General features: G+C 72.0%; 15 protein-coding genes. 6 read left to right on the top strand and 9 right to left on the bottom strand.

What is annotated here, in order from left to right:
- Nucleotides 1–24: 24 nt before the first annotated feature.
- Both D7X96_RS12950 and D7X96_RS12955 read right to left on the bottom strand, forming a co-directional pair.
- On the bottom strand, nt 25–3,879 hold the full coding sequence (locus D7X96_RS12950; protein WP_121769846.1) for an AAA family ATPase: 3,855 nt from the start codon (nt 3,877–3,879) through the stop codon (nt 25–27).
- A complete protein-coding gene (locus D7X96_RS12955; RefSeq protein ID WP_120546527.1) occupies nt 3,876–5,120 on the bottom strand; it encodes an exonuclease SbcCD subunit D C-terminal domain-containing protein in 1,245 nt (414 codons plus the stop codon). Before D7X96_RS12955 ends, D7X96_RS12950 begins: the two co-directional genes overlap by 4 nt.
- Nucleotides 5,121–5,529: 409 nt before the next feature.
- On the opposite strand from D7X96_RS12955, the gene D7X96_RS12960 reads away from it, so the two are divergent.
- Nucleotides 5,530–6,210: a hypothetical protein gene (locus tag D7X96_RS12960; RefSeq protein WP_120546528.1), complete on the top strand. Its 681-nt coding sequence runs from the start codon at nt 5,530–5,532 to the stop codon at nt 6,208–6,210.
- 6 nt (nt 6,211–6,216) lie between these two features.
- On the opposite strand, the gene D7X96_RS12965 is transcribed toward D7X96_RS12960, so the two are convergent.
- Both D7X96_RS12965 and D7X96_RS12970 read right to left on the bottom strand, forming a co-directional pair.
- Complete coding sequence (locus D7X96_RS12965; RefSeq protein WP_147468294.1) at nt 6,217–7,374, bottom strand: MYXO-CTERM sorting domain-containing protein; 1,158 nt, start codon at nt 7,372–7,374, stop codon at nt 6,217–6,219.
- 21 nt (nt 7,375–7,395) lie between these two features.
- The gene (locus D7X96_RS12970) at nt 7,396–8,118 is read right to left on the bottom strand and encodes a lysophospholipid acyltransferase family protein (protein WP_120546530.1); all 723 of its coding nucleotides are present in this window, start codon (nt 8,116–8,118) and stop codon (nt 7,396–7,398) included.
- A gap of 190 nt (nt 8,119–8,308) precedes the next feature.
- Between D7X96_RS12970 and zwf the strand changes: the two genes are divergently transcribed.
- From zwf to gnd, 3 genes are read left to right on the top strand one after another with little or no spacing between them, the layout of a single operon-like run.
- Nucleotides 8,309–9,850: a glucose-6-phosphate dehydrogenase gene (gene zwf / locus D7X96_RS12975; protein ID WP_121769847.1), complete on the top strand. Its 1,542-nt coding sequence runs from the start codon at nt 8,309–8,311 to the stop codon at nt 9,848–9,850.
- Nucleotides 9,847–10,512 (top strand): 6-phosphogluconolactonase, encoded by a 666-nt coding sequence (gene pgl, locus D7X96_RS12980; RefSeq protein ID WP_121724280.1) that lies wholly within the window; start codon nt 9,847–9,849, stop codon nt 10,510–10,512. Before zwf ends, pgl begins: the two co-directional genes overlap by 4 nt.
- A gap of 25 nt (nt 10,513–10,537) precedes the next feature.
- Complete coding sequence (gnd, locus tag D7X96_RS12985; protein WP_120546533.1) at nt 10,538–11,965, top strand: NADP-dependent phosphogluconate dehydrogenase; 1,428 nt, start codon at nt 10,538–10,540, stop codon at nt 11,963–11,965.
- Between the two features lie 21 nt (nt 11,966–11,986).
- Here the strand turns inward: gnd and D7X96_RS12990 are convergent, their stop codons facing one another.
- The 4 genes from D7X96_RS12990 to D7X96_RS39955 all read right to left on the bottom strand — a co-directional run bounded on the left by D7X96_RS12990 (nt 11,987) and on the right by D7X96_RS39955 (nt 15,454).
- Nucleotides 11,987–13,624 carry an acetate--CoA ligase gene (locus D7X96_RS12990; protein WP_120546534.1) on the bottom strand — a complete coding sequence of 546 codons (1,638 nt, stop codon included), beginning with the start codon at nt 13,622–13,624 and terminating at the stop codon, nt 11,987–11,989.
- Nucleotides 13,625–13,755: 131 nt separating this feature from the next.
- Nucleotides 13,756–14,613 (bottom strand): zf-HC2 domain-containing protein, encoded by an 858-nt coding sequence (locus D7X96_RS41465; protein ID WP_120546535.1) that lies wholly within the window; start codon nt 14,611–14,613, stop codon nt 13,756–13,758.
- Nucleotides 14,610–15,167, bottom strand: coding sequence for an RNA polymerase sigma factor (locus D7X96_RS13000; RefSeq protein WP_120546536.1), 558 nt, complete (start codon nt 15,165–15,167; stop codon nt 14,610–14,612). Before D7X96_RS13000 ends, D7X96_RS41465 begins: the two co-directional genes overlap by 4 nt.
- Nucleotides 15,168–15,280: 113 nt before the next feature.
- Complete coding sequence (locus D7X96_RS39955; protein WP_158616131.1) at nt 15,281–15,454, bottom strand: hypothetical protein; 174 nt, start codon at nt 15,452–15,454, stop codon at nt 15,281–15,283.
- 146 nt (nt 15,455–15,600) lie between these two features.
- On the opposite strand from D7X96_RS39955, the gene D7X96_RS13005 reads away from it, so the two are divergent.
- Nucleotides 15,601–16,608 (top strand): cupin-like domain-containing protein, encoded by a 1,008-nt coding sequence (locus D7X96_RS13005; protein ID WP_121769848.1) that lies wholly within the window; start codon nt 15,601–15,603, stop codon nt 16,606–16,608.
- A 13-nt stretch (nt 16,609–16,621) separates the two neighbouring features.
- Here the strand turns inward: D7X96_RS13005 and D7X96_RS13010 are convergent, their stop codons facing one another.
- Complete coding sequence (locus tag D7X96_RS13010) at nt 16,622–19,375, bottom strand: CHAT domain-containing protein (RefSeq protein WP_121769849.1); 2,754 nt, start codon at nt 19,373–19,375, stop codon at nt 16,622–16,624.
- A 552-nt stretch (nt 19,376–19,927) separates the two neighbouring features.
- Here D7X96_RS13010 and D7X96_RS13015 point away from each other — a divergent pair.
- Nucleotides 19,928–20,637: polysaccharide lyase family 20 protein (locus D7X96_RS13015; RefSeq protein ID WP_121769850.1), on the top strand; the 710-nt coding region annotated here is incomplete at its 3' end.

Below are 20,637 nucleotides of genomic sequence, written 5' to 3' on the forward strand. Positions count from 1 at the left end.
GGACGGGCGTCCCCGGCCCTGGAATCAGGCCACCTGTTGGCCGGCCGGCACGACCATCCCCGCGTCGCCCTCGACGACGAGCTTGCTGCGGCCGCCGCCCTGCTTCACCACGCGCACCTGCACGCCGATGCGCTCGGCGAGCCCGCTCACGTGGGAGATGATGCCCACCTGGCGGCCGGTGGCCTGGAGCGCGTCGAGCGTGGCCAGCGCGACCTCCAGCGTCTCCGGGTCCAGCGTGCCGAAGCCCTCGTCGATGAAGAGGGTCTCCACCTGCGTCGTCTCCGACGACAGCGAGGCCAGGCCCAGCGCGAGCGCCAGCGACACGAGGAAGCTCTCGCCGCCGGAGAGGCTGGCGACGCTGCGGACCTCGTCGCCCATGTCGCCGTCCACCACCTGGAGGTCCAGGTCATGGCCGGGCACGCGCTCCAGGCGGTAGCGGCGGGCCAGCTCGCGCAGGTGCGCGTTGGCGTGCAGCAGCAGCGCGTCCAGGGTGAGGCTCTGGGCGAAGACCTTGAACTTCTTGCCGTCGTGCGAACCGATGAGGTCGCCCAGCGTCTTCCACACCTCCGCGTCGGCGCGGCGCTGCTCCAGGGCCCGGGCCTCCGCGCCATGGCGCGCGCGGGCGGCGTCGTCGGTGTCCAGCTTCGCGCGCAGCAGGGCCTCCGCGCGGCGGCGCACCTCCACGTCGGTGCGCAGGCGCTCGCAGAGTTCCGCGACGTCCGCTTCCGCGAGGGTGGGGAGGCCGGAGGCTTCGTGGCGGACGCGGCGCTCGCGGCGCTCCACGAGGATGGCGCGGGCCTGGGCCACGGACTCGCGCAGGGCGTTGAGCGCGCGGGCCTCCGCGTCGCACCAGGCGGCGCCGCGCGCCAGCAGGGCCTTGAGTTCGTCCAGGGTGGTGCCGTTGCCGGCGAGGCGTTCCGCGAGGACGGCCTGGGCACGCTCCAGGGTGAGGGCGGCCTCGGAGCGCAGGCGCACGGCGTCCTCGGCGCGGGCGGTGGCGACCTTCTCCGCCTGCTGGAGGGCTTCGGAGTCCTCGCGGGCGCGCTCGTAGGCGGCCTGGGCGGCGTCGACGCGAGCCTGGACCTCCGCGCGCACCTCCTGCGTGGGGCGGCCCTGGAGCAGCCGGGAGCGGGCCTTGGACGCCTCCTGGAAGGCGGTGTCCTTGAGGCTCGCGCGGTGGGCGGCGGTCTCCGCGTCCTCATGGCGGTCCTGGAGACGGACCTCCTCGCGGGCGCGCAGGACCTGCTGTTCCTCCAGGCGCTTGCGGGAGGCCTCCAGCTCCGCGAGCTTTTCGCGCCACTTCGTCACGCGCTCCAGGCACCGGCTCTGGAAGCGAGCGGGGTCGGCGGCGAGCTTGTCCTTCCAGGTGGCCTCTTCACTGGCGAAGGGAGGGGACACTTCGGTCAGGGCGCGCTCGCGGGCGTCACGGGCGGTGTCGCGGCGAAGCAGCGCGTCCCGGTGGGACTGCGCCGCGCGGGACTGAGCGTCCTCGGCCTTGCGAAGGGCATCAGCCGCGCCCTCGCGCCGGGTGCGCCGGGTCTCCAGCAGGGCGCGGGCCTCGCGAGCAGCACCGGCGCGGGCTTCCGCGGAGGCCTCTTCATCACGAAGGGTCGCGAGCCGCGAGCGCACGTCCTCCTGGGCCGAGCGGATCCACGCCTGGGCGGTGGCCGCTTCCGCGTCCTCGGGAGGCACGGCATTGGCAGCGGCCGAGCTTGAACGCCGGGCTGCCACATCGGCGTCTGCCTCCGACTTCGCCGCGTCTTCACCCGGCAGCACCGCACGGGTCCACCGTTCGCGCGCCGCGCGCCAGGCTTCACGGTGTGCCGTGCGCTTGCGGGCCGCCGTGTCGCGCCGGGCCTCGGCCTGGGTCGCGGCCGTGTCCGCGGTCGCCTGAAGCACGCTCGCCGCGCCCTCCTGCTTCGCCGCGATAGCGCGCGCGGACTCCAGCTCCAGCACCCGGGCCGCGGCCTCCGCGACCAGGCCCTCCAGCGCGGAACCCTCCCGTGCATACGGGTGTTCCAGCGCGCCGCACAGCGGGCACGGCTCACCGGCATGCAGCGCCGCGCGGTGCGAGGCCAGCCCCTGCGTCGCCTCCGCGCGCGACTGCGCACGCCGAGCCTCCTGGAGCATCGCCTCCTGCGTCGCCCGCCGCGCCGCCGCGTCCTTCGCCTCCTCCGCCGCGCGCTGCGAAGCCTCGCGGTGCGACTGCACCTCCGCCGCCGCGTCACCCTCCGCCGTCCCCTCCGCCCGAGCCCCTTCACCCGCGAGCGCCAGCGCCCCCAGCGCGTCCTGCCGCGCCAGCAGCGCTTCCCGGAGCTCCCGCCGAGCCGCGCCGCCATCCTCCCCCAGCGCGGCCTCCGCGTGCGTCGCCAGCGCCTGCGCCTGGGCCTCCGACTCGACCGCGTCCTGGTGCTCTTCACGGCGCGCCTGGACCTCGTTGCCCAGCCGGTCCGCGTCCTTCCCCAGCCGCTCCGCGTCCGCGCCCGCCGCCTGTTCCTCCTTCAGCGCCCCCGCGAAGCGCTCCAGCTCGCGCTGCCAGCGGGGCCACTCGGTGGCCAGGGACTCCCAGCTCGCATGCGACACGCGCCACGCCTCGGCCGCGTCCACCAGCGCCTGGGCCTTCGTCTCCGCCGCCTGCACCAGCGCCAGCGCATCACGCGCCGAACCCTCCGCGGCCTTCGCCTGCTTCGCCAGCTCCGCGGCCTCACGGGCCTCGCGCTCCGCCTCCGCGCGGCGCGTGTCCAGGGTCGCGGCCTCCTCCAGCGCCGGACGCACGGACGCCTCCGCGTCCAGCGCCGCCGCCCGCGCGGCCTCCGCCTGCATCCGCACCTGCCGCTGCGCCGCCGCCGCCGCGAGCGCTCCTTCCGCCTGCGAGGCCCGCTCCAGCTGCTCGGCCTCCGCCCTCACGCAGCCCTGCTCCGCGGCCTCCACCGCGGACACCACCGCGCGAAAGCCCTCCGCCGCGCGCACCGACTCCAGCAGCGCCTCACGCGGCGCCGCCGCCTCCCGCTCCGCCTCCGCCCGGGCCACCGCGCCATCCGCCTGCTGCTCCTGCCCCACGAACTCCGCGCGCTGCGCGTACCAGGACCGGGCCGCCTCCGCTTCACGCAGCCGCGTGTCCTCACGGACCCGCGCCGCCTCTTCCTCCCCCAGCTGGGCGCGCACGCCCTCGCGATCCGCGTCCGACATCAACGCGATGGCCGCGAGCCCCTGCGACAGCCGCTTCAGCTCCTCCTGCTCCTTCGCGTTCTTCTCATGCGCGGCGATGGACAGCCGGCTGTACACCTCCGTGCCCGTCATCCGCTCCAGCAGCTCCGCGCGCTCGTTCGCGTCCGCGCGCAGGAACGCCGCGAACTCTCCCTGCGCCAGCAGCGCCGAGCGCCGGAACTGGTCGAACGACAGCCCCAGCCGCTCCTGAATCGCCTGGAGCACCTCGCCCTTGGTGCGGCCGAACAGCTGCCCCGACGCCACATCCGTCAGGCTCAGCTCCTGCGGCCGGAAACGCCCCTCCGCCCGCTCACGCGCCCGCCACACGTTCCACCGGGCCCGGTAGCGCCGCCCGTCCTTGCCCAGGAAGTCCACCTCCGCGTGGCCCTTGCCCGCCCCGCGCCGCAGCATGCCGCGCACGTCGTACGCGGACAGCCGCGCCTCCTCGTCCTCGTCCGCGCGGCCCACCAGCACCTTGCTGGGCCCGCCCAGCCGGGGCGTGCGGTCGAACAGCGCCAGGCACAGCGCATCCAGGAGCGTGCTCTTCCCTGCCCCCGTCGCGCCGGAGATGGCGAACAGCCCCAGCCGGTCCAGCGGCGCCCGGTCCAGCTCCAGCGCGAAGTCCCCCGCGAAGCTCGTGAGGTTGCTGCCGCGAATCGCGAGAATCTTCACGACGCGTCCTCCTGCACCTGCGTGAGCAGCGCGTGGAACGACTCCAGCAACCCCGGTGAGGGCGCCTCCTTGAAGTCCCGCGCATACCGGGCGAGGAACACGTCCTCCGGCGTGCGCTCCCGCAGCGACAACCCCGGCCGCACGTCCGCCAGCGCCCCGCCCGTGCCCGTGTAGAACGGCGTCAGCTTCACCAGCCGCGCCGCCCGTCCCTCCAGCGCCTTCTCCACCTTGTGGCGCAGCGCCGGCTCCGGCCGGGGCAGCGACACACAGACCTCCAGGTACGGCCGCATGGACTCCGGCGCCCCCGCATCGCACGCGGGCAGCGCCGCCAGCAGCTCCAGCACCTCCGGCAGCGGCGCCGCGTCCCGGGCCGGCACCCGCATCATGTCCGTGGTGCGCGGCACCGGCAGCGGACGCACCTGCGTGAGCGCCCCGTCCTCCACGTCCAGCACCAGCACCTGGTGGCGGTAGTGCGCCTCCGACAGCGACAGCGGCAAGGGAGAGCCGCTGTAGCGCACGCCCTCGCGTCCACCCACGCGCTGCGCCTTGTGCAGGTGTCCCAGCGCCGCGTACGCGACGTCCTCCGGGAACAGCTCCACCGGCAGCGCGTGCTGGTTGCCCCCCAGAATCTTCCGCTCGCTCAGCTCCGACAGCTCCGAGCCCGTCATGTAACAGTGGCCCATGGCCACCAGCGCCTGCCCGGACCTGCGCCGCCTGCGCGCCGAGTCCAGCACCTCCGAATAGACGGAGCGCACGCCCTCCACCAGCCGGTCCCCTTCACTGTCCGGCACGGACGGCAGGTCCGACGGGCGCAGGTACGGCACCGCCGCCACCCACGCGCCCACCTTGCCGCGCGCGTCGTGCACCGGCACCACCAGCCGGTCCATCTCCAGTCCGCCCCGGTGGCGCGGCAGGCCGCCCACCACGCGCACGCCCAGGGCGTGGAACAGCGGATCCGGCGCGTCCAGGCGCGCGGCGGAGTCGTGGTTGCCACCCACCACCACCACGTCCAGCTTCGGCAGCGTGCGCCGGGCGCGCGCGACGAAGTGGTACCAGGCCGCCTGCGCCTCCGCGCTGGGGTTGGCCGTGTCGAAGATGTCGCCGGCCACCAGGAGCGCGTCCACCTCCTGGGCCACCAGCGTGTCCAACAGCCACGTCAGGAACGCGGCGTGCTCCGCTTCGCGCGAGACGTCATACAACGTGTGGCCCAGGTGCCAGTCCGACGTGTGCAGCAGGCGCATCCGGCGTTCACCCTCCCTCGTGGCCCGGTGGCGGGTGCGAGCCGGGCAGCCTCTCCCGGTCCCCGTCCCGACTCCAAGCGGCGAGCCCTCGCTCCCTTACCCGCCCCCTCTGACATTGTCGAAAAAGGGCGTCATTCCGCGCGCTTGCATCCGTGGCCTTCCCGACGCGTCCCGTCCTCCCCACCCCACGCGCCACGGAGCCTCCGAGCGCGGCCCGGGTCCACCCACGAGGGCACACCCGTGGCATGGGAATCCTGCGCCATGCGTGCACTCCGCACGTTTGCATGCGCGCGGCGTCCCTTCCCCAGGTCCACATACCCCATGCAGCAAGCCTGCCCGGCGCGCGGAGGTGCATCCGCGATCGGAATGATGGACCACACGCCGCGAGGCCAGTGCACAATGCGCCGCCATGCTTTCCGGTGTCTTCTCCCCGCTCGGCATCCTCGCGTCCCTGCTCGTCCTGGGCGCCCTGGTCCTCGCCACGCTGTTCGAACTCAAGCGCCGTCAGCGCGCCGCGTGGGAGGCGTTCGCGAAGGCGCACGGCCTGTCCATCGCGGAGCGGCGCATGGAGGTCCAGGGGCGCTATCAGGGGCGGCCGCTGCTGCTGGCCACGGGCAAGCGCGGCGCGGGCGGCAAGAAGCGCCACACCGTGACGGTGCTGCGGCTGGACCTGGAGGGCGCGCTGCCCGCGGACCTGCTGCTGGAGCACGAGCGCCCCGAGGACAAGATCCCCGGCGCCGCCACCCCGCGCGAGGAGATGCTGGGTGACGCGGAGCTGGACGCGGCCTTCCAGGTGGAGGGGCTGTCCCCGGAGGCGCGCCCCGTCATCCTGGATCCGGGCGTGCGTCAGCGCCTGCTGGGCCTCAAGGGCCACCGCCGCGTGAGCCTCAAGGGCGGCTGGCTCCAGGTGGAGCAGCGCGGGGTCCCCGCGAGCACCACCGCGCTGGAGACACTGCTCCGCGCGCCCCACGACCTGGCCCGCGCCATCACCGAGGCCGCCCCCGCGCTGCCCGCGTCCACCACCGTGGAGGCCCCGCTGCACGCCGGAGCGCCGCTGGACGAAGAGCTCCCCGGCTCCGAGCACGCCTGAGCTGCGTCAGTTCCGGCGACGCCGGGCGCGCAGCCCCAGCAGGCCCAGCCCCACCCACGCCGCTGGAGCCACCCCGGTGGCCGCGCAGTCACAGCTCCAGGGGTCGATGATGTCGTCGCCCTCATCCCCGAAACTGACGGACCCCGCATCCACCGCCGTTCCCGCATCGGGTTCGGGGCAGGCGATGCACACGGTGACGGTCTCGCCCATGGCTTCGCGTCCCAACGAGTCCGTCACGACGACATCGAGGAAGTGGGGCCCCGGCTCGAGCCCCGAGATGTCCCAGCGGCCGGGAGCGCCCCCCACGGAGTAGGTGGGCCCCGGGCCCTCGCGTGTCTCCAGCAACAGCCAATCCACCCGGAAATCCACGCGCGCGCAGCCCACGTCGTCGACGCACTCGCAGGAGAAGTCGGCCAGGGGCCCTGACAGCCGTTCGTCCTGGAGCGGGGCGATGATGCGGGCCACAGGGGGCTGGTCCTCCCCCACGACGAGCCGGAAGGACAGCTCCGCATCGGGTTGCAGCCCATTGCTCGCCACCACCACCACGTCCACCTCTCCCGTCTCCGTCGGTATCCACGTGAGGTTGCCCAGCGCATCCAGGCCCATCCCCGAAGGCGCGGTGCGCAGGGCATACGTCGGCGCGGGCCGTCCCCGCGCGTGCACGCCGAGCAGATAGGGGAAGTACGTCACGGTCCGGGTGACAGGCACGGTGGTGAAGACCGGAGCCAGGGGGTCCTGATCCGCTTCCGTCACGACGAGGGTGACCGGCTCCAGGCCCGGCGCGGACACCGTGAAGGTGGCCGTGCCGTCCTCGTTGTCCGCATCCTTCGCGGCCGCCAGCACCACCTGCTGGGGAATGTGCCGGGTGGCTGCTTCGAACGTGAGCGACGCACCTTCCCGCACCGTGAGGTCCCCGTCGCCGTCCGTCCGCGCCACCGTGACGGGGATTGGCGCATCCGGGTCGCCGGACAATGGGTAGCCGTACACCGCTACGTCGAAGGACGCCGTGCCCCCTTCCACCACCGTCACCGCCGACACGTACAGCATCAGGTGCAGGGGTTCAGGGACTCCCGCCTCCGGCCTGGGGGTGGGAAGGGCAGCAGACCCTGCCCACGCGGTGGAAGACAGACAGACCCCGAGCCAGCACAGGAGCAGGTGGCGCATGCCCCGGACGCTACCCTGTCCTCACCCCACCCGCGCGAGCGCGTCCACGAACTGTTCGCGCACGCGCGTGGCCAGCGCCGCGGAGTCCGGCCCGAAGGTCTCCGGCGGCAGCGCCGGCATCACCCGCACCGTGACGTTCGCGCGAAAGCTCATCCACGGTCCGTCCCCGTCCACCAGCTCGCGCGTGCCGCGCACCAGCACCGGCACCACCGGCACGTGCTCCTCCAGCGCCAGCTGGAACGCGCCGCGCTTGAAGGGCAGCACCTCTCCGGACGAATACGTGCCCTCCGGGAAGATGAGCACCGGGATGCCCTTGCGGAGCCACTTGCGGCACGGCCCCAAGAGCTGCTCCATGGACGTGGAGCTGCCGCGCACGATGGGCACGTAGCCCAGCAGCGTCATCATCCAGCCCACCAGCGGCGTGCGGAACAGCGACGCCTTCGCCACGAACTTGTACGGCGTGAACAGCCCCATCACCGCCAGGATGTCCGCGAACGACTGGTGATTGACGACGTAGACGCAAGGGCCCCTGGGCAACAGCTCCCGCCCCTCCACGCGCACGCGCCACCCGGGAGACGCGTGCAGCCACAGCCCGTAGCACCACCGGCACACCAGCACGTGCAGCCACTGGCGGTCGGGATCCAACGGATACGCCACCACGAACAACACCGCGCCCAACGTGAAGAGGAGGGGCGCGGTGACGAGGAACAGCGCGAAGAACCACAGCGAGACGACGTAGCGCATGCGTGAGGTCCGCCAGGAGTACCACGTTCCCGCGCCCGCCTCTCATGCCCGGCCGCCCTCCGGAGGAGCCGGGCCGCCTGAAACGCCGGGGCAGGCAAGACGTCAGGCCCGCATCATTCTCCTGCAATGCGCTTGCAGGGCCGCCAGATTAGCGCCTTAAGGTGCCAGGCGTACCCGGAGGGAGAACCGCATGGACGCGCAGGGAGTGCACATCGAAACCCATCCCCGTGAGGGCGAACCGGTGTTCAGCGCGGGGCGGCCGGACCCCTGCACCCTGGTCCTCTTCGGCGCCACGGGCGACCTGGCCGAACGCAAACTATTCCCCGCCCTCTTCGAGCTCGCCCGCGCTGGCCTGCTCCCCGAGAACTTCGCCATCGTCGCCTACAGCCGCTCCAAGCTGGAGGACGGCCCCTTCCGCGAGCACGTGAAGGAGGGCCTGAAGAAGTTCGCCCGCACGCAGCCCCTGGATGAAGCCGCGGTGAAGCGCTTCACGGAGACCATCGAGACCGCCTCCGGCGGCTACGACGATCCGGAGGCCTTCAAGCTCCTGGGACAGAAGCTCCAGGACCTCTCGAAGCGCCGCAAGACGGACGGCAACCAGCTCTATTACATGGCCACGCCGGCCTCCACGTTCCCGCAGATCATCCAGAGCCTCTCCGGCGCGGGCCTCCTCAAGCGTGAGGAGCAGCCCGGCCAGAAGCCCTGGCACCGGCTCATCATCGAGAAGCCCTTCGGCCACGACCTGGAGAGCGCGAAGGCCCTCAACAAGACGCTGGGCTCGGCGCTGGATGAGAAGCAGATCTTCCGCATCGACCATTACCTGGGCAAGGAGACGGTGCAGAACATCCTGGTGTTCCGCTTCGCCAACGCCATCTTCGAGCCGCTGTGGAACCGCCAGCACATCGACCACGTCGAAATCACCGCGGCGGAGGCCATTGGCGTGGAGGGCCGCGGCGGCTTCTACGACGAGACGGGCGTCATCCGGGACATGGTGCAGAACCACCTGCTCCAGGTGCTGGCCCTGTGCGCCATGGAGCCCCCGGTGTCCTTCGCCGCGGAGGACATCCGCGATGAGAAGAACAAGGTCTTCCGCGCGCTGCGCCCCGTGGAGGGCGGCGACGTGCCCCAGCACGTGGTGGTGGGTCAGTACGAGGGCTACCAGGACGAGAAGGGCGTGACGAAGGGCTCGCGCACGCCCACGTACGTGGCCATGAAGATGAACATCGACTCGTGGCGCTGGCAGGGCGTGCCCTTCTACCTGCGCGCGGGCAAAAATTTGAAGAAGCGCCTGACGGAGGTGTCCATCCACTTCAAGACGGTGCCCCTGGGCCTGTTCAGCGGCGGCGGCGCCACCTGCCAGCGGCTGCAGCCCAACGTGCTCACGCTGCGCATCCAGCCGCACGAAGGCATCGCGCTGTCCTTCGAGTCCAAGATCCCCGGCGAGGACGTCAACATCGGCGGCGTCACCATGGACATGGACTACGCGGAGAGCTTCAAGAAGCCCGTGCCGGAGGCGTACGAGCGGCTCTTGCTGGACTGCATGCGCGGCAACGCCACCCTCTTCGCGCGCCAGGACAGCGTGGAGCAGGCCTGGGGCTACATCACGCCCATCCTGAAGGCGCTGGAGACGGACGAAGGCGGCCCCGTCCACACCTACGCCAAGGGCAGCAAGGGCCCCGACGCCGCGGACGCGCTGCCCGCGAAGAACGGCCGGCGGTGGTCCACGCTATGAGCCAGCCCCTCGTCGTTCCCTCGGACCGTCTGGCCCGCGAGGCCGCGGACTGGATGGCGCGCGAGCTGGAAAAGGCGCTCGCGACGAAGGCCCGCGTGAGCCTGGCCCTGTCGGGCGGCAACACGCCCAAGCCCGCGTACCGGATGCTCGCGGACCACCAGCTCCCCTGGGAGCGCGTGGACGTGTACTTCGTGGACGAGCGCTTCGTGCCGCCGGACCACAAGGACAGCAACTACCTGCTGGTGAAGCAGTCGCTGATTGAGCCCTTGAAGCTGCCGGACGCGCAGGTGTTCCGCATGCAGGGCGAGCGCACGGACCGCGACGCCGCCGCGCGCGACTACGAGAAGACGCTGCCCGCGCAGCTGGACGTGGTGCTCATTGGCGTGGGCGAGGACGGCCACACCGCGAGCCTCATGCCCGGCCACCCGGCCTTGCAGGAGCGCACGCGGCGGGTGCTGGCGGTGGAGCAGAGCGCCAAGCCGCCGCCGTGGCGGATGACGCTGACCTTCCCCGTGCTCCAGGGCGCGGGGGCGGTGCTGGGGCTGGTGGCCGGCGAGGGCAAGCGGGACGCCATGCGGCGCATCCTCGCGGGCGATATGTCCCTGCCCGCGTCGCACGTGACGAACACGCAGTGGATGTTGGACCCCTCCGCCCACGGGTGAGGCGGATCCTCTGGAGGGAACGACGATGAGCGAACAGACGAAGCCAGCGCAGTTCGGCGTGGCCGGCATGGGCGTGATGGGCGCGAGCCTGGCCCTCAACATCGCGGACCACGGTTTCCGCGTCGCCGTGTGGGACCGCCATCCGGAGAAGCTCCAGCAGGTCCAGCAGGAGAACCCGAAGCAGGCCCTGCAGGGCTTCGCGGAGCTGGAGAAGTTCGTCGCCGGCCTGGAGCGCCCGCGCCGCATCCTCCTGATGATCACCGCCGGCGCCGCCGTGGACGAGATGATGGGCCGGCTGTTCCCGCTGCTGTCGCCCGGCGACGTCATCATGGACGCGGGCAACTCCTGGTACCTGGACACGCGCCGCCGCGAGGCCCTGTGCAAGGAGAAGGGCTTCCACTTCCTGGGCATCGGCGTGTCCGGCGGTGAGGAGGGCGCGCGCAACGGCCCGTCCATCATGCCCGGCGGCCCCAAGGACGCGTACGCGCTGGTGCAGCCCGTGCTGGAGGCCATCGCCGCGCGCAGCGAAGAGGGCCTGTGCGTCACCCACGTGGGCCCGGAGGGCGCGGGCCACTTCGTGAAGATGGTGCACAACGGCATCGAGTACGCCGACATGCAGCTGCTCGCGGAGACGTACGACGTGCTGCGCCGCGGCCTGGGCCTGGACACCGCGCAGCTGGGCGACCTGTTCAGCAAGTGGAACGAGGGCATCGCCGAGTCCTTCCTCCTGGAGACCACCATCAAGGTGCTGCGCAAGCGCGACCCGGAGACGGGCAAGCCGCTGGTGGACCTGGTGCTGGACAAGGCCGGCCAGAAGGGCACGGGCAAGTGGACGGTGCAGGTGGCGCTGGACCTGGGCGTGCCGGTGCCCTCCATCGCGTCCGCGCTGGACGCGCGCAACCTGTCCTCGCGCAAGGACGAGCGCGTGGCCGCGGGCAAGAAGCTCCACGGCCCCGACATCTCCCTGTCTTCCGACGAGAAGAAGGAGCTGGCCCAATGGGCGCACGACGCGCTCTACGCGGCGCGCGTGGTGACGTACGCGCAGGGCATGCGGCTCATCCAGGCGGCGTCGGACGAGAACAAGTGGGGCGTGTCGCTGGCGGAGATGGCGCGCATCTGGCGGGGCGGCTGCATCATCCGCGCGAAGCTGCTCACCCCGCTGCGCGAGTCCTTCCAGCAGCAGCCCAACCTGCCCAACCTGATGGTGTCCGAGGCCTTCGCGCCCGTGCTGGACAAGATGGCCCCGGCGTGGCGCAAGTTCGTGGGCGTCGCGACGAAGGCGGGCATCCCGGTGCCCGTGTTCAGCAGCAGCCTGGCGTACCTGGACAGCTACCGCAGCCCGGAGCTGCCGCAGAACCTCACCCAGGCCCAGCGCGACGCGTTCGGCGCGCACACGTACCAGCGCCGGGACAAGCCCGACGCCGGCTTCGTGCACTCGGACTGGCTGAAGTAGTCCCCTGCCCCTGCGCGCCGCCTATTTCTTCTGGGTGGCGCGCAGCTCGGCGCGGCGGATCTTCCCGCTCACCGTCTTGGGCAGCTCCGTGACGAACTCAATCTCGCGCGGGTACTTGTAGGGCGCCGTGGTCTTCTTCACGAAGTCCTGCAGTTCCTGCGCGAGCTGGGGTGACGGCGAGTGCCCCGGCGTCAGCAGCACGTACGCCTTGATGCGCTGGCCAAGCTTGTCGTCCGGCACGCCGATGACGGCGGACTCGGCCACCGCCGGGTGCTCAATCAGCGCGGACTCCACTTCGAAGGGGCCCACGCGGTAGCCGGACGTCTTGATGACGTCGTCCGAGCGCCCCACGAACCACAGGTAGCCCTCCGCGTCGCGCACCGCGCGGTCGCCGGTGACGTACCAGTCCCCCCGGCTGCTGGCGGCGTTGGCCGCGTCGTCGTTGAGGTAGCCCGCGAACAGCCCCACCGGCCGCTCCGGCTTCACGCGCACGGCGATGTCGCCCTCCTGCCCGTCCGCGACTTCATTGCCGTGCGCGTCGATGACGGCCACGTTGAAGCCCGGGGACGGCTTGCCCATGGAGCCCACGCGCGGCTCCATGCCGGGGAAGATGCCGACGATGACCACCGTCTCCGTCTGGCCGTAGCCCTCGCGGATGTGCAGCCCGGTGGCCTCCTTCCACGTCTGGATGACCTCCGGGTTCAGCGGCTCGCCCGCGCTCAGGGAGTGGCGCAGCGCGGACAGGTCCACCGCCTTCAAATCCTGGAGCACCAGCGCACGCCACGCGGTGGGCGGCGCGCAGAAGGTCGTCACCCGCTCCCGCTCCAGCACCTTCAGGAAGGCCACGGGGTCGAACCGGCCGCGGAAGTCATGGACGACGTTGCACGCGCCCACGCTCCACGGACCAAAGAGCTTGCCCCACGCGCACTTCGCCCAGCCGGTGTCGCTGAGCGTGAGGTGCCGGTCCTCCGGCTTCAGGTCCAACCAGTAGCGGCCGGTGATGAGGTGCCCCTGGCCGTAGCTGGACTGGGTGTGCAGCACCATCTTCGGCATGCCCGTGGTGCCGGACGTGAAGTAGATGAGCAGCGGATCATCCGAGCGCGTCGGCGGGAACGCCGTCGCCTGGGATTCCGGCAGCGCCTCCGGCACGTAGCGCGTCCACGGAGAAGGCGCGTCTCCGGTGGACACCCACGTCGTCACGCCGGGGGCCTGGCCCAGGACGCCCTCGAAGCGGTCCAGGCAGCTGCCGTCGGTGAGGACGGCCTTCGCTCCGGCCACCTCCAGCCGGTAGCGGATGTCCTTGGCGGTGAGCATGGGCGTGCCGGGCATGAAGACGATGCCCGCGCGGATGCAGCCCAGCACCAGGAACCACCACTCCGGCACGCGCGGCATCAGGATGAAGACCCGGTCGCCGCGCTTCAGGCCCAGCCCGGTGAGGAAGCGCGCCGCGTGCAGCGAGCGCTCCTTCAACTCCTGGAAGCTGAAGCGCTGCGAGCGCCCGGATTCGTCCGACCACTGGAGCGCGGGGGCCTGGGGCCGCTCGGCCGCGTGCCGGTCGATGACGTCCGTGGCGAAGTTGAAGTGCGCCGGCCGCTCCCACCGGAAGTCCCGGCGGATGGACGCGTAGTCGGCGGAGGCGTTGGACGGGGACTCGGGCATGCGCGGCTCCTGGAGTGTTCCGACAACCCCAGCAGCCTGTCACGTCATCCCGAGCGGCGAGGCTCACCCCCGCGCGCAAGCGCCCGATGGTGGACGCTCAAACGCGCGGGGAAAATCCAGGTGCTCCTTGTTCAGCGGGCGGCGGGGCGCAGCTCCCCCGCCAGCTTGCGCGCTTCGTCGCTCCAGCCCGGCTCGCCCAGCGCGGCCACCTGCTCGAAGTCGCGCGCGGCGGACTCCTTCTGGCCCAGCTCACGCAGCGCGATGGCGCGGTTCCACAGCGCCTGGGGGTTGCGCGGATCCGTGCGCAGCACCGGGTCCAGCAGGTTCAGCGCGTCCTGGTAGCGGCTGTCCTGCAGCGCCACCACCGACAGGTCGATGTCGCGCGCCAGCGACGCGGGCTCGCGCGCCAGCACCGCCTGCGCCTGCTGCCACTGGCCGTGCAGCACGTAGGCCGCGACGATGCCGCGGAAGTCCTTGCGCTCCTCCATCCGCGCCAGCGGACGCAGGGGCAGCGTCACCTTGCCCGCCTCCGCCGGGTCCGCGAGCTCCGCGCCCCCGTGCCTGGGGCCACGCATGGGGCTGTAGGGACGGTGCTTGTCCGCGCGCGGATCCGACAGGCGCGCCTCCAGGCGGCGCGCGTCCTGGTTCTCCAGGAAGACGACCGCCGGCACGTCCGCGTCCGAGGGCATCATGCGCGGCACGAAGACGGCGCACAGGCTGGCGGCCATGGCCAGCGGGGCCACCACGCGAGCGTTGCGGCGCACCCACGAGGAGAGCGCCACCACGTTGTTGCCCTCCGGCTTCGCGGCCGGCGCCTCCACCGCGCCGGTGCTCAGCGCCCGCGCCGCCAGCAGCTCCAGCTGGAGCAGGTCCCTCAGGCCGCCCTCGCAGGCGGCGCAGCGCGGCAGGTGGTTGCGGAAGCCTTCGGCGTCGGACTCGGACAGCTCGCCGTCCATGAAGAGGTGCAACCGGGTGCAATGGGCATTCATGACTGGGCTCCCCGCTCACGAGCCACCGCGACGCTCGGAAGCAGCAGTTCCCTCAGGTCCCGGCGCGCCAGCGTCAGCCAGCTGCCCACGGTTCCCACGGGAACGTTGAAATGTTCAGCGATGGCCTGATAGCGGCGGCCTTCCGCGTGAAGCTTGTAGGCGTCCCTCAGGTGCGGCTTGAGCTGCTCGATGGCCGCCTGGAACGCATCGTTGCCCACCAGCTCCCAGTTCTCCCGGTCGCCGTCGCCCGTCACCGGCAGGTCCTGCACCAGCGCCAGGTGCGGCAGCCCCCGGCTCTCCGTGCGCTGCCGGCGGCAGTGGTCCAGGAACCGGTTGGTCATGGTCGTGCACAGCCACGCCGCGCACGCCGCTTCCGTCCGGTCCTTGAGGTGGCCGTACTCCGGCAACGCCCGCTCGAAGGCCTCCTGGACCAGGTCTTCCGGGTCCAGGGCGCCGCGAGCGCACAACCGCCGCGCCACCGCCAGCAGGCTGGGCCGGTGTCGCTGGATGAACGCCTCAAAGTGGCGCTTTTCCCGGTTGAAGAGATTGGCCATGACCCAAGGCCCCGAGGTGACTGGTGGGCTTTCCTGACTAAAGACGCCGAGCGGTTCGTTTCTTGAGAGAAAAATGCCCGGAAGGGAGGACAAGCCCGCCCGGCAGGGCAGCTTCAGCGCCCCCCGTCCGCCCCCTCCACCAGGGGGGGCACCGACGGCGGCGGCAGCGGGCGGCGCCGGCGCAGGCCCCGCTCGCTGCAGGTGGGGTACGAGTTCTTCACGTGCGGGGCGCTGATGTCCGGCTCGAAGGCACCGGGGGAAGCGGACGATACGTCTCCGGAGGTCATGGGATCTTCTTCTCCTGCTACGAGGGGAGTCCTGCGTAAACCGAGGCTGGGTGATTTGCGACTGTGGGGCCGTCCATAGCATGGGCGGCCCTCCCGGCAGCAGGGGCCCCCCGGCCACTGCCCCCAAGGATTTCAAGGAGTTCCGAATGAACGGTGACGAGTCCCCGCTGCGACCGGAGTGGCGGCAGTGGCTGGCGGAGAACCTGGCCCTGGGGGTGACGGAGGAGGACGTACAGCAGGTACTGGTGTCGTCCGGTGTAGCCCCGGAGGTGGCCCGGGCGGAGGTGGCGGCGGCGGTGGCCCACCCGTACTTCCGGGCGTGCCGGCAGCTGGCGCGGCACTTCGGCTGGATGGAGTCGCTGATGGACGCCTACAGCGCGCTGCGGGCCCAGGACGGGGGCCGCGCGCTGGAGGTGCGCCAGGGGGTGACACCGGAGGAGTTCTTCCAGCGCTACTACTTCGGCCACCGGCCGGTGGTGCTGCGCGGGATGATGGCGGACTGGCCGGCGCTCCAGCGCTGGTCGCTGTCGTACTTCCGCGAGCGGCTGGGGAGCGTGGAGGTGGAGGTGATGACGGGCCGCGACGCGGATCCGGAGCACGCGGCCTTCCAGGACCGGCACCGCGCGCGGATGCCCTTCGCCGACTTCCTCGGCCTGCTGGAATCCGGGACGCGCACCAACGACTACTACATGGTGCCGCGCAACGAGAACTGGCGCGAGGGCGGGCTGTCGCCGCTGCGCGAGGACCTGCGCGCCCCGGCGGGCATCATCGAACCGGACCTGCGCCAGGACATGCTGACGCTGCTGCTGGGGCCCGCGGGCACCGTCACCCCGCTGCACCACGACAACATGAACATCCTGTTGGGGCAGGTGATGGGCCGCAAGCACGTGCGGCTGGTGCCGTCCTTCGAGCGCCACCGCGTGTACCCGCACCGGGGCACCTTCAGCCACGTGGACGCGGCCGCGCCGGATTTGAACCTGCATCCGCTCTACGGCGAGGCCACGGTGCTGGAGGCGGTGCTGGAGCCGGGGGACATGGTGTTCCTGCCCGTGGGCTGGTGGCACTGGGTGAAGGCGCTGGACGTGAGCGCCAGCGTCACCTTCCATCACTTCCGTGTTCCCGGCGGCAACACGCACCTGGAGCCCCCCCTCTAACCTTCGCGCCGCGTCACTCGGCGTTTTCAACCAGCAGCACGGAGCGCGTCCACCCGGCGCGGGCGTCGCGGGACAGCCACGCCTGGCGCTCGTCGCGCAGCGCGATGGCGGCAGGGGTGCCAGCGTGGATGCGCCGGCGCACGCCGTCAAAGAAGCGGCCCGCCGCGTCCGGGATGTCCACGGTGGAGGCCAGCACCGCGCGCGCGCCTGAATCAATGAAGGCGGCGGGCAGGCTGAAGGGCTCCGTGCTCTGCAGGGCCGTGGTGCGGCCCGCGCTGCACGCGGCCAGGAACACGGTGGGCGCGCCGGTGAGCCGGTGCTCGCGCACCACGTCCGCGGTGAGCGCGTAGCGGCCGTTGACCTCCGGGGACAGCACCACCAGCGAGGCGCCGGAGATGGTGGGGTCGGTGATGCCGTGGGCGTGGATTTCAATCTCCGTGGCGTCCGCCATGCGCGCCAGCACGCGCGAGGGCGTGGCGTCCGAACCGGACAGCACGTCCGGAGGCGCGCTGCCCGGCTCCGCGTCCGGCGTCCACGAGGGCAGCCGGGGCAGCTGCAAGAGCGACGGCGTCTCCACCCCGGCCACCACCAGGCGGCGCGGGGTGGCGGCCGCCGGGCGCGGACCGCTGACGCGGCCCAGCCGGAAGCTCCACGCCAGCTCCGAGGGCAACAGGTCCGTGCGTCCGAAGACGGGGGCCCACGCGAGCACGTCCACGCGCTCACAGCTGGCGAGCGTCTGGCGCAGGGCGTCCGGCACCAGCCGGGACGAGTCCGCGTGGGAGAAGGGCACCTTGCGCGAGGCATCGTAGTGGCCCTTCACCTCGCCCTTGGGTCCCAGCGCCACCAGCACGGTGCGCTCCGCGTGGACGCTGGCAGCCAGCGCGCACCGGCCAGGCACGGGCGTGCCCAGCTGCGCGGCCATCAGCGTCACCACCTTGGGGAACTCACCCGCGCGGCCCGCGTCCGTCGCCAGCGACGAATAGGCCAGCGCCCACGCCTCGCGCGCCAGCGCGTCTCCTCGGGGCAGCGCGTCCGCCCGGGTGATGGTGTCGCGCAGGAACGCCTCGCCCTGGCCGCGGTCCTGCTCCAGGAAGAAGCGGCCCTCCAGATAGCGTTCGTAGACCTGGTCGCTCTTCGTGACGGCCGGGCTCGCCAGCATCTTGCCGGAGATGGTCCGCATCCACGCGGCGTCCTGCGCGCCGGGGCCCATGCGCGCCAGCTCCGCGAGCGTCGCGCCGAACATCGGCTCCATGGGGTTGTCCGAGCAGGCGGCGGCCAGGTCCAGCTCGCGCCGGGCGGCCTGTGGCCGCAGGTCCTGGTAGTACAGGTGCGCCAGCTGCACGTGGGGCCAGTAGCAGCTGACGGACGCCCCGCGGACCATCCACTCCTCCAGGTACGCGCGGGCGCTGCCCAGGTCGTTGCGGGAGCGCGCCACGTGGCTGAGGATCTCCAGGGCGTTGAGCTCCAGGTCCCACTCGCGCAGCTGGCGGGCGCCCGCCCACAGCTGCCGGGCGTGCTGCTCCGCCTCGGAGACGCGCTGCATGTCGCCGTAGAACATGGCCAGCCGCCGCTCCAGCTCCAGGCACCGCACCGACACCGTCGTCTCGCGGCAGCGCTTGAGCGCGCCGAAGTAGCGCTGCTCGGCCTTCCACCACGTGCCCGCCAGGATCTCCTTGCGCGCCTGGTCCCGCTCCGCGACGTCCGCGAACCAGGGGTCGTTCATCCGCTGGATGCGCGCGAGCGTGTCCTGGAGGTCGCGAGCGGCGTTGCTGCGGGTGCGCAGCAGGGTGCCCAGGTAGATGTCGTCGTCGCCGGACAGCCGGGCCTTGTCGAGGAGCGCCTCCGCGCGGGCTTCGTGGCCCGCCCGCAGGGATTCGGCGTACTGCTGCGCCAGCGCGCTCCGGCGGGAGAAGTCGCGCTTCGCCACGCGCTGCACGTAGTCCGTGAGCACGCTGCCGCCGTGCACCCGGTCCAGCTCCTTCGCCAGCGGCAGCAGCGCCTGCGCGCGCTCCTTCGACGCCGCGGCGCGCACCACGTCATAGAAGACGCCGCGCACGGTGCCGGGCATCTGCCGGGCCGCGTCCATGGGCAGCGGGGCCTTGGGGTCCGCCATCAGGGCCAGCGTCGCGTCGCGCGCGGCCTTCCACTGACGCTGGCGCTCCAGCGTGGCCTCGCGCAGGGCCAGCGCCTGGGCGTGGGCCTCACGTCCCCAGCCCTGCTCGTTGCGCCGGGCCACCTCTTCGAAGAGCTCCGACGCGCGCAGCGTCAGCCCCATCTCCCGGAACACCAGCGCGCGGTTCCACAGCGCCTGCGCCAGGCCGGGCTTCGCGGCGAGCGCGCCGTCCAGCAGGCGCAGCGCGCGCTCATGGTCCCCCCGGGCGAGCGCCACCGCGGCCAGGTCGCTGTCGCGCTCCGGCGAGGCGGGCGTGCGCTCCAGGAAGGAGGCCGCCTGGCTCCACTCGCCCTCCAGGGCATACGCCGCCGCGATGCCGCCCCAGTCCTGCTGGGCCTCCATGCGGGCGAGCGGCCCCAGGGGCATCGGCTCGGCGGGCACCGGGCAGCCACCCGCGGGCGCGCGCGAGCGGTAGCGGTCCGCTTCCGGGTGCGTGAGGCGCGCTTCGATGCGCGAAGCGGCCCGGCGCTCTGTCCAGAAGGTGTCAGGCCCCGGAGGCGGCTGCGCCGGGGGCTTCAGGGCCGCGACACCGGCCGCCATGAGCGGGATGGCCAGCGCCAGCGCCCAGAGACTCTTCTTCGCCGGCTTCACCATGCGGTCCCCTCGGGCGTCTCCCCCCTGCCGCCCTTCCGGGACGTTCTACACCAACCTCCGACGGACGCCGACCCGGCCCCGCCCCTTGCCTCCAGGCGTCTCATGACGCGGTGGGCAGCGGGGCGGTAGGAGAACAGGCGCATCGGACGTTTTAGGCGAGACACGTCCAGATAGACGGCCTGCTCCGCCGATCTTGAAAAAAGCCCCACTTCCCACGTCCGATGCAGGGAGCGGACGGGACGCCAGGACGTCAGGCTGTCGGGGGGATGACGGCTGGGGGCTCGGCTGCACGGCTGCCTTCGCCAGATGCTTTGAGCGCCCGCATCCGCCCGGAATCACGCGCTTCGGCATGTCTGGGGAAGTAGCAGGCAGCAGGGCCCTGTCCCCCTCATCGCCCACCAGACGTGCTGGCGGGCGCGCGAACGGCGGGGGGTTGGCAGGCGGGATGGGGCGGGAAGGCTTTTTCCCCGCCGCGTGTCCCCTTGGCCCAACCCGGACCGAAAGGACCCCTGTTTGAAGCGACTCCTTCAGCTCGTTGCCGCGGCCTCCCTGATGCCTGCCCTGTCTTTCGCTGGCGTCATGTGGAAGGGCGACTTCGAGACCGGCAACACGTCCCAGTGGACGCGCCAACAGGCCGTTGCCAACAGCCGCTTGCAGGTCGTGACCGACGTGGTGCGTGACGGCAAGTACGCGCTCAAGGCCACCGTGAAGCAGGGCGACAATCCCATCAACGCCAGTGGCAACCGCAACGAGCTGCTCTACCTGACCCACGAGACGCAGGGGAAGGAGTACTACTACAAGTGGAGCACGCTCTTCCCCTCGAACTACCCGGTGCATGACTCGTGGCAGGTCATCACCCAGTGGCACCAGGAGGGCTGCTGCGGCTCTCCGCCGCTGGAGTTCTTCGTGCGCGGGGACAAGATCAACCTGCGCGTGGGCGGCAACACCACGCCCGTGCTGTGGCAGACCTCCATCGACAAGGGCAACTGGCACGACTTCGTGCTGCACGTGAAGTGGTCCTCGGACAAGAAGGTCGGCTTCGTGGAGCTGTGGCACAACGGCGAGCACGTGCTGCCCAAGACGTACGGCGCCAACCAGTTCGGCAAGGACCTGAACTACCTGAAGATGGGTCTGTACCGCGACGCCGCCATCAAGCCGGAAGGGACCATCTTCCACGACGGCTTCACCATGGGGACGACGCTCGAGGACGTGATGCCGCCCGCGCCCGCGCCGGTGGAGGAGCCCACGCCCACCCCCACCCC

This window comes from Corallococcus interemptor, assembly GCF_003668875.1.
GTDB lineage: Bacteria > Myxococcota > Myxococcia > Myxococcales > Myxococcaceae > Corallococcus > Corallococcus interemptor.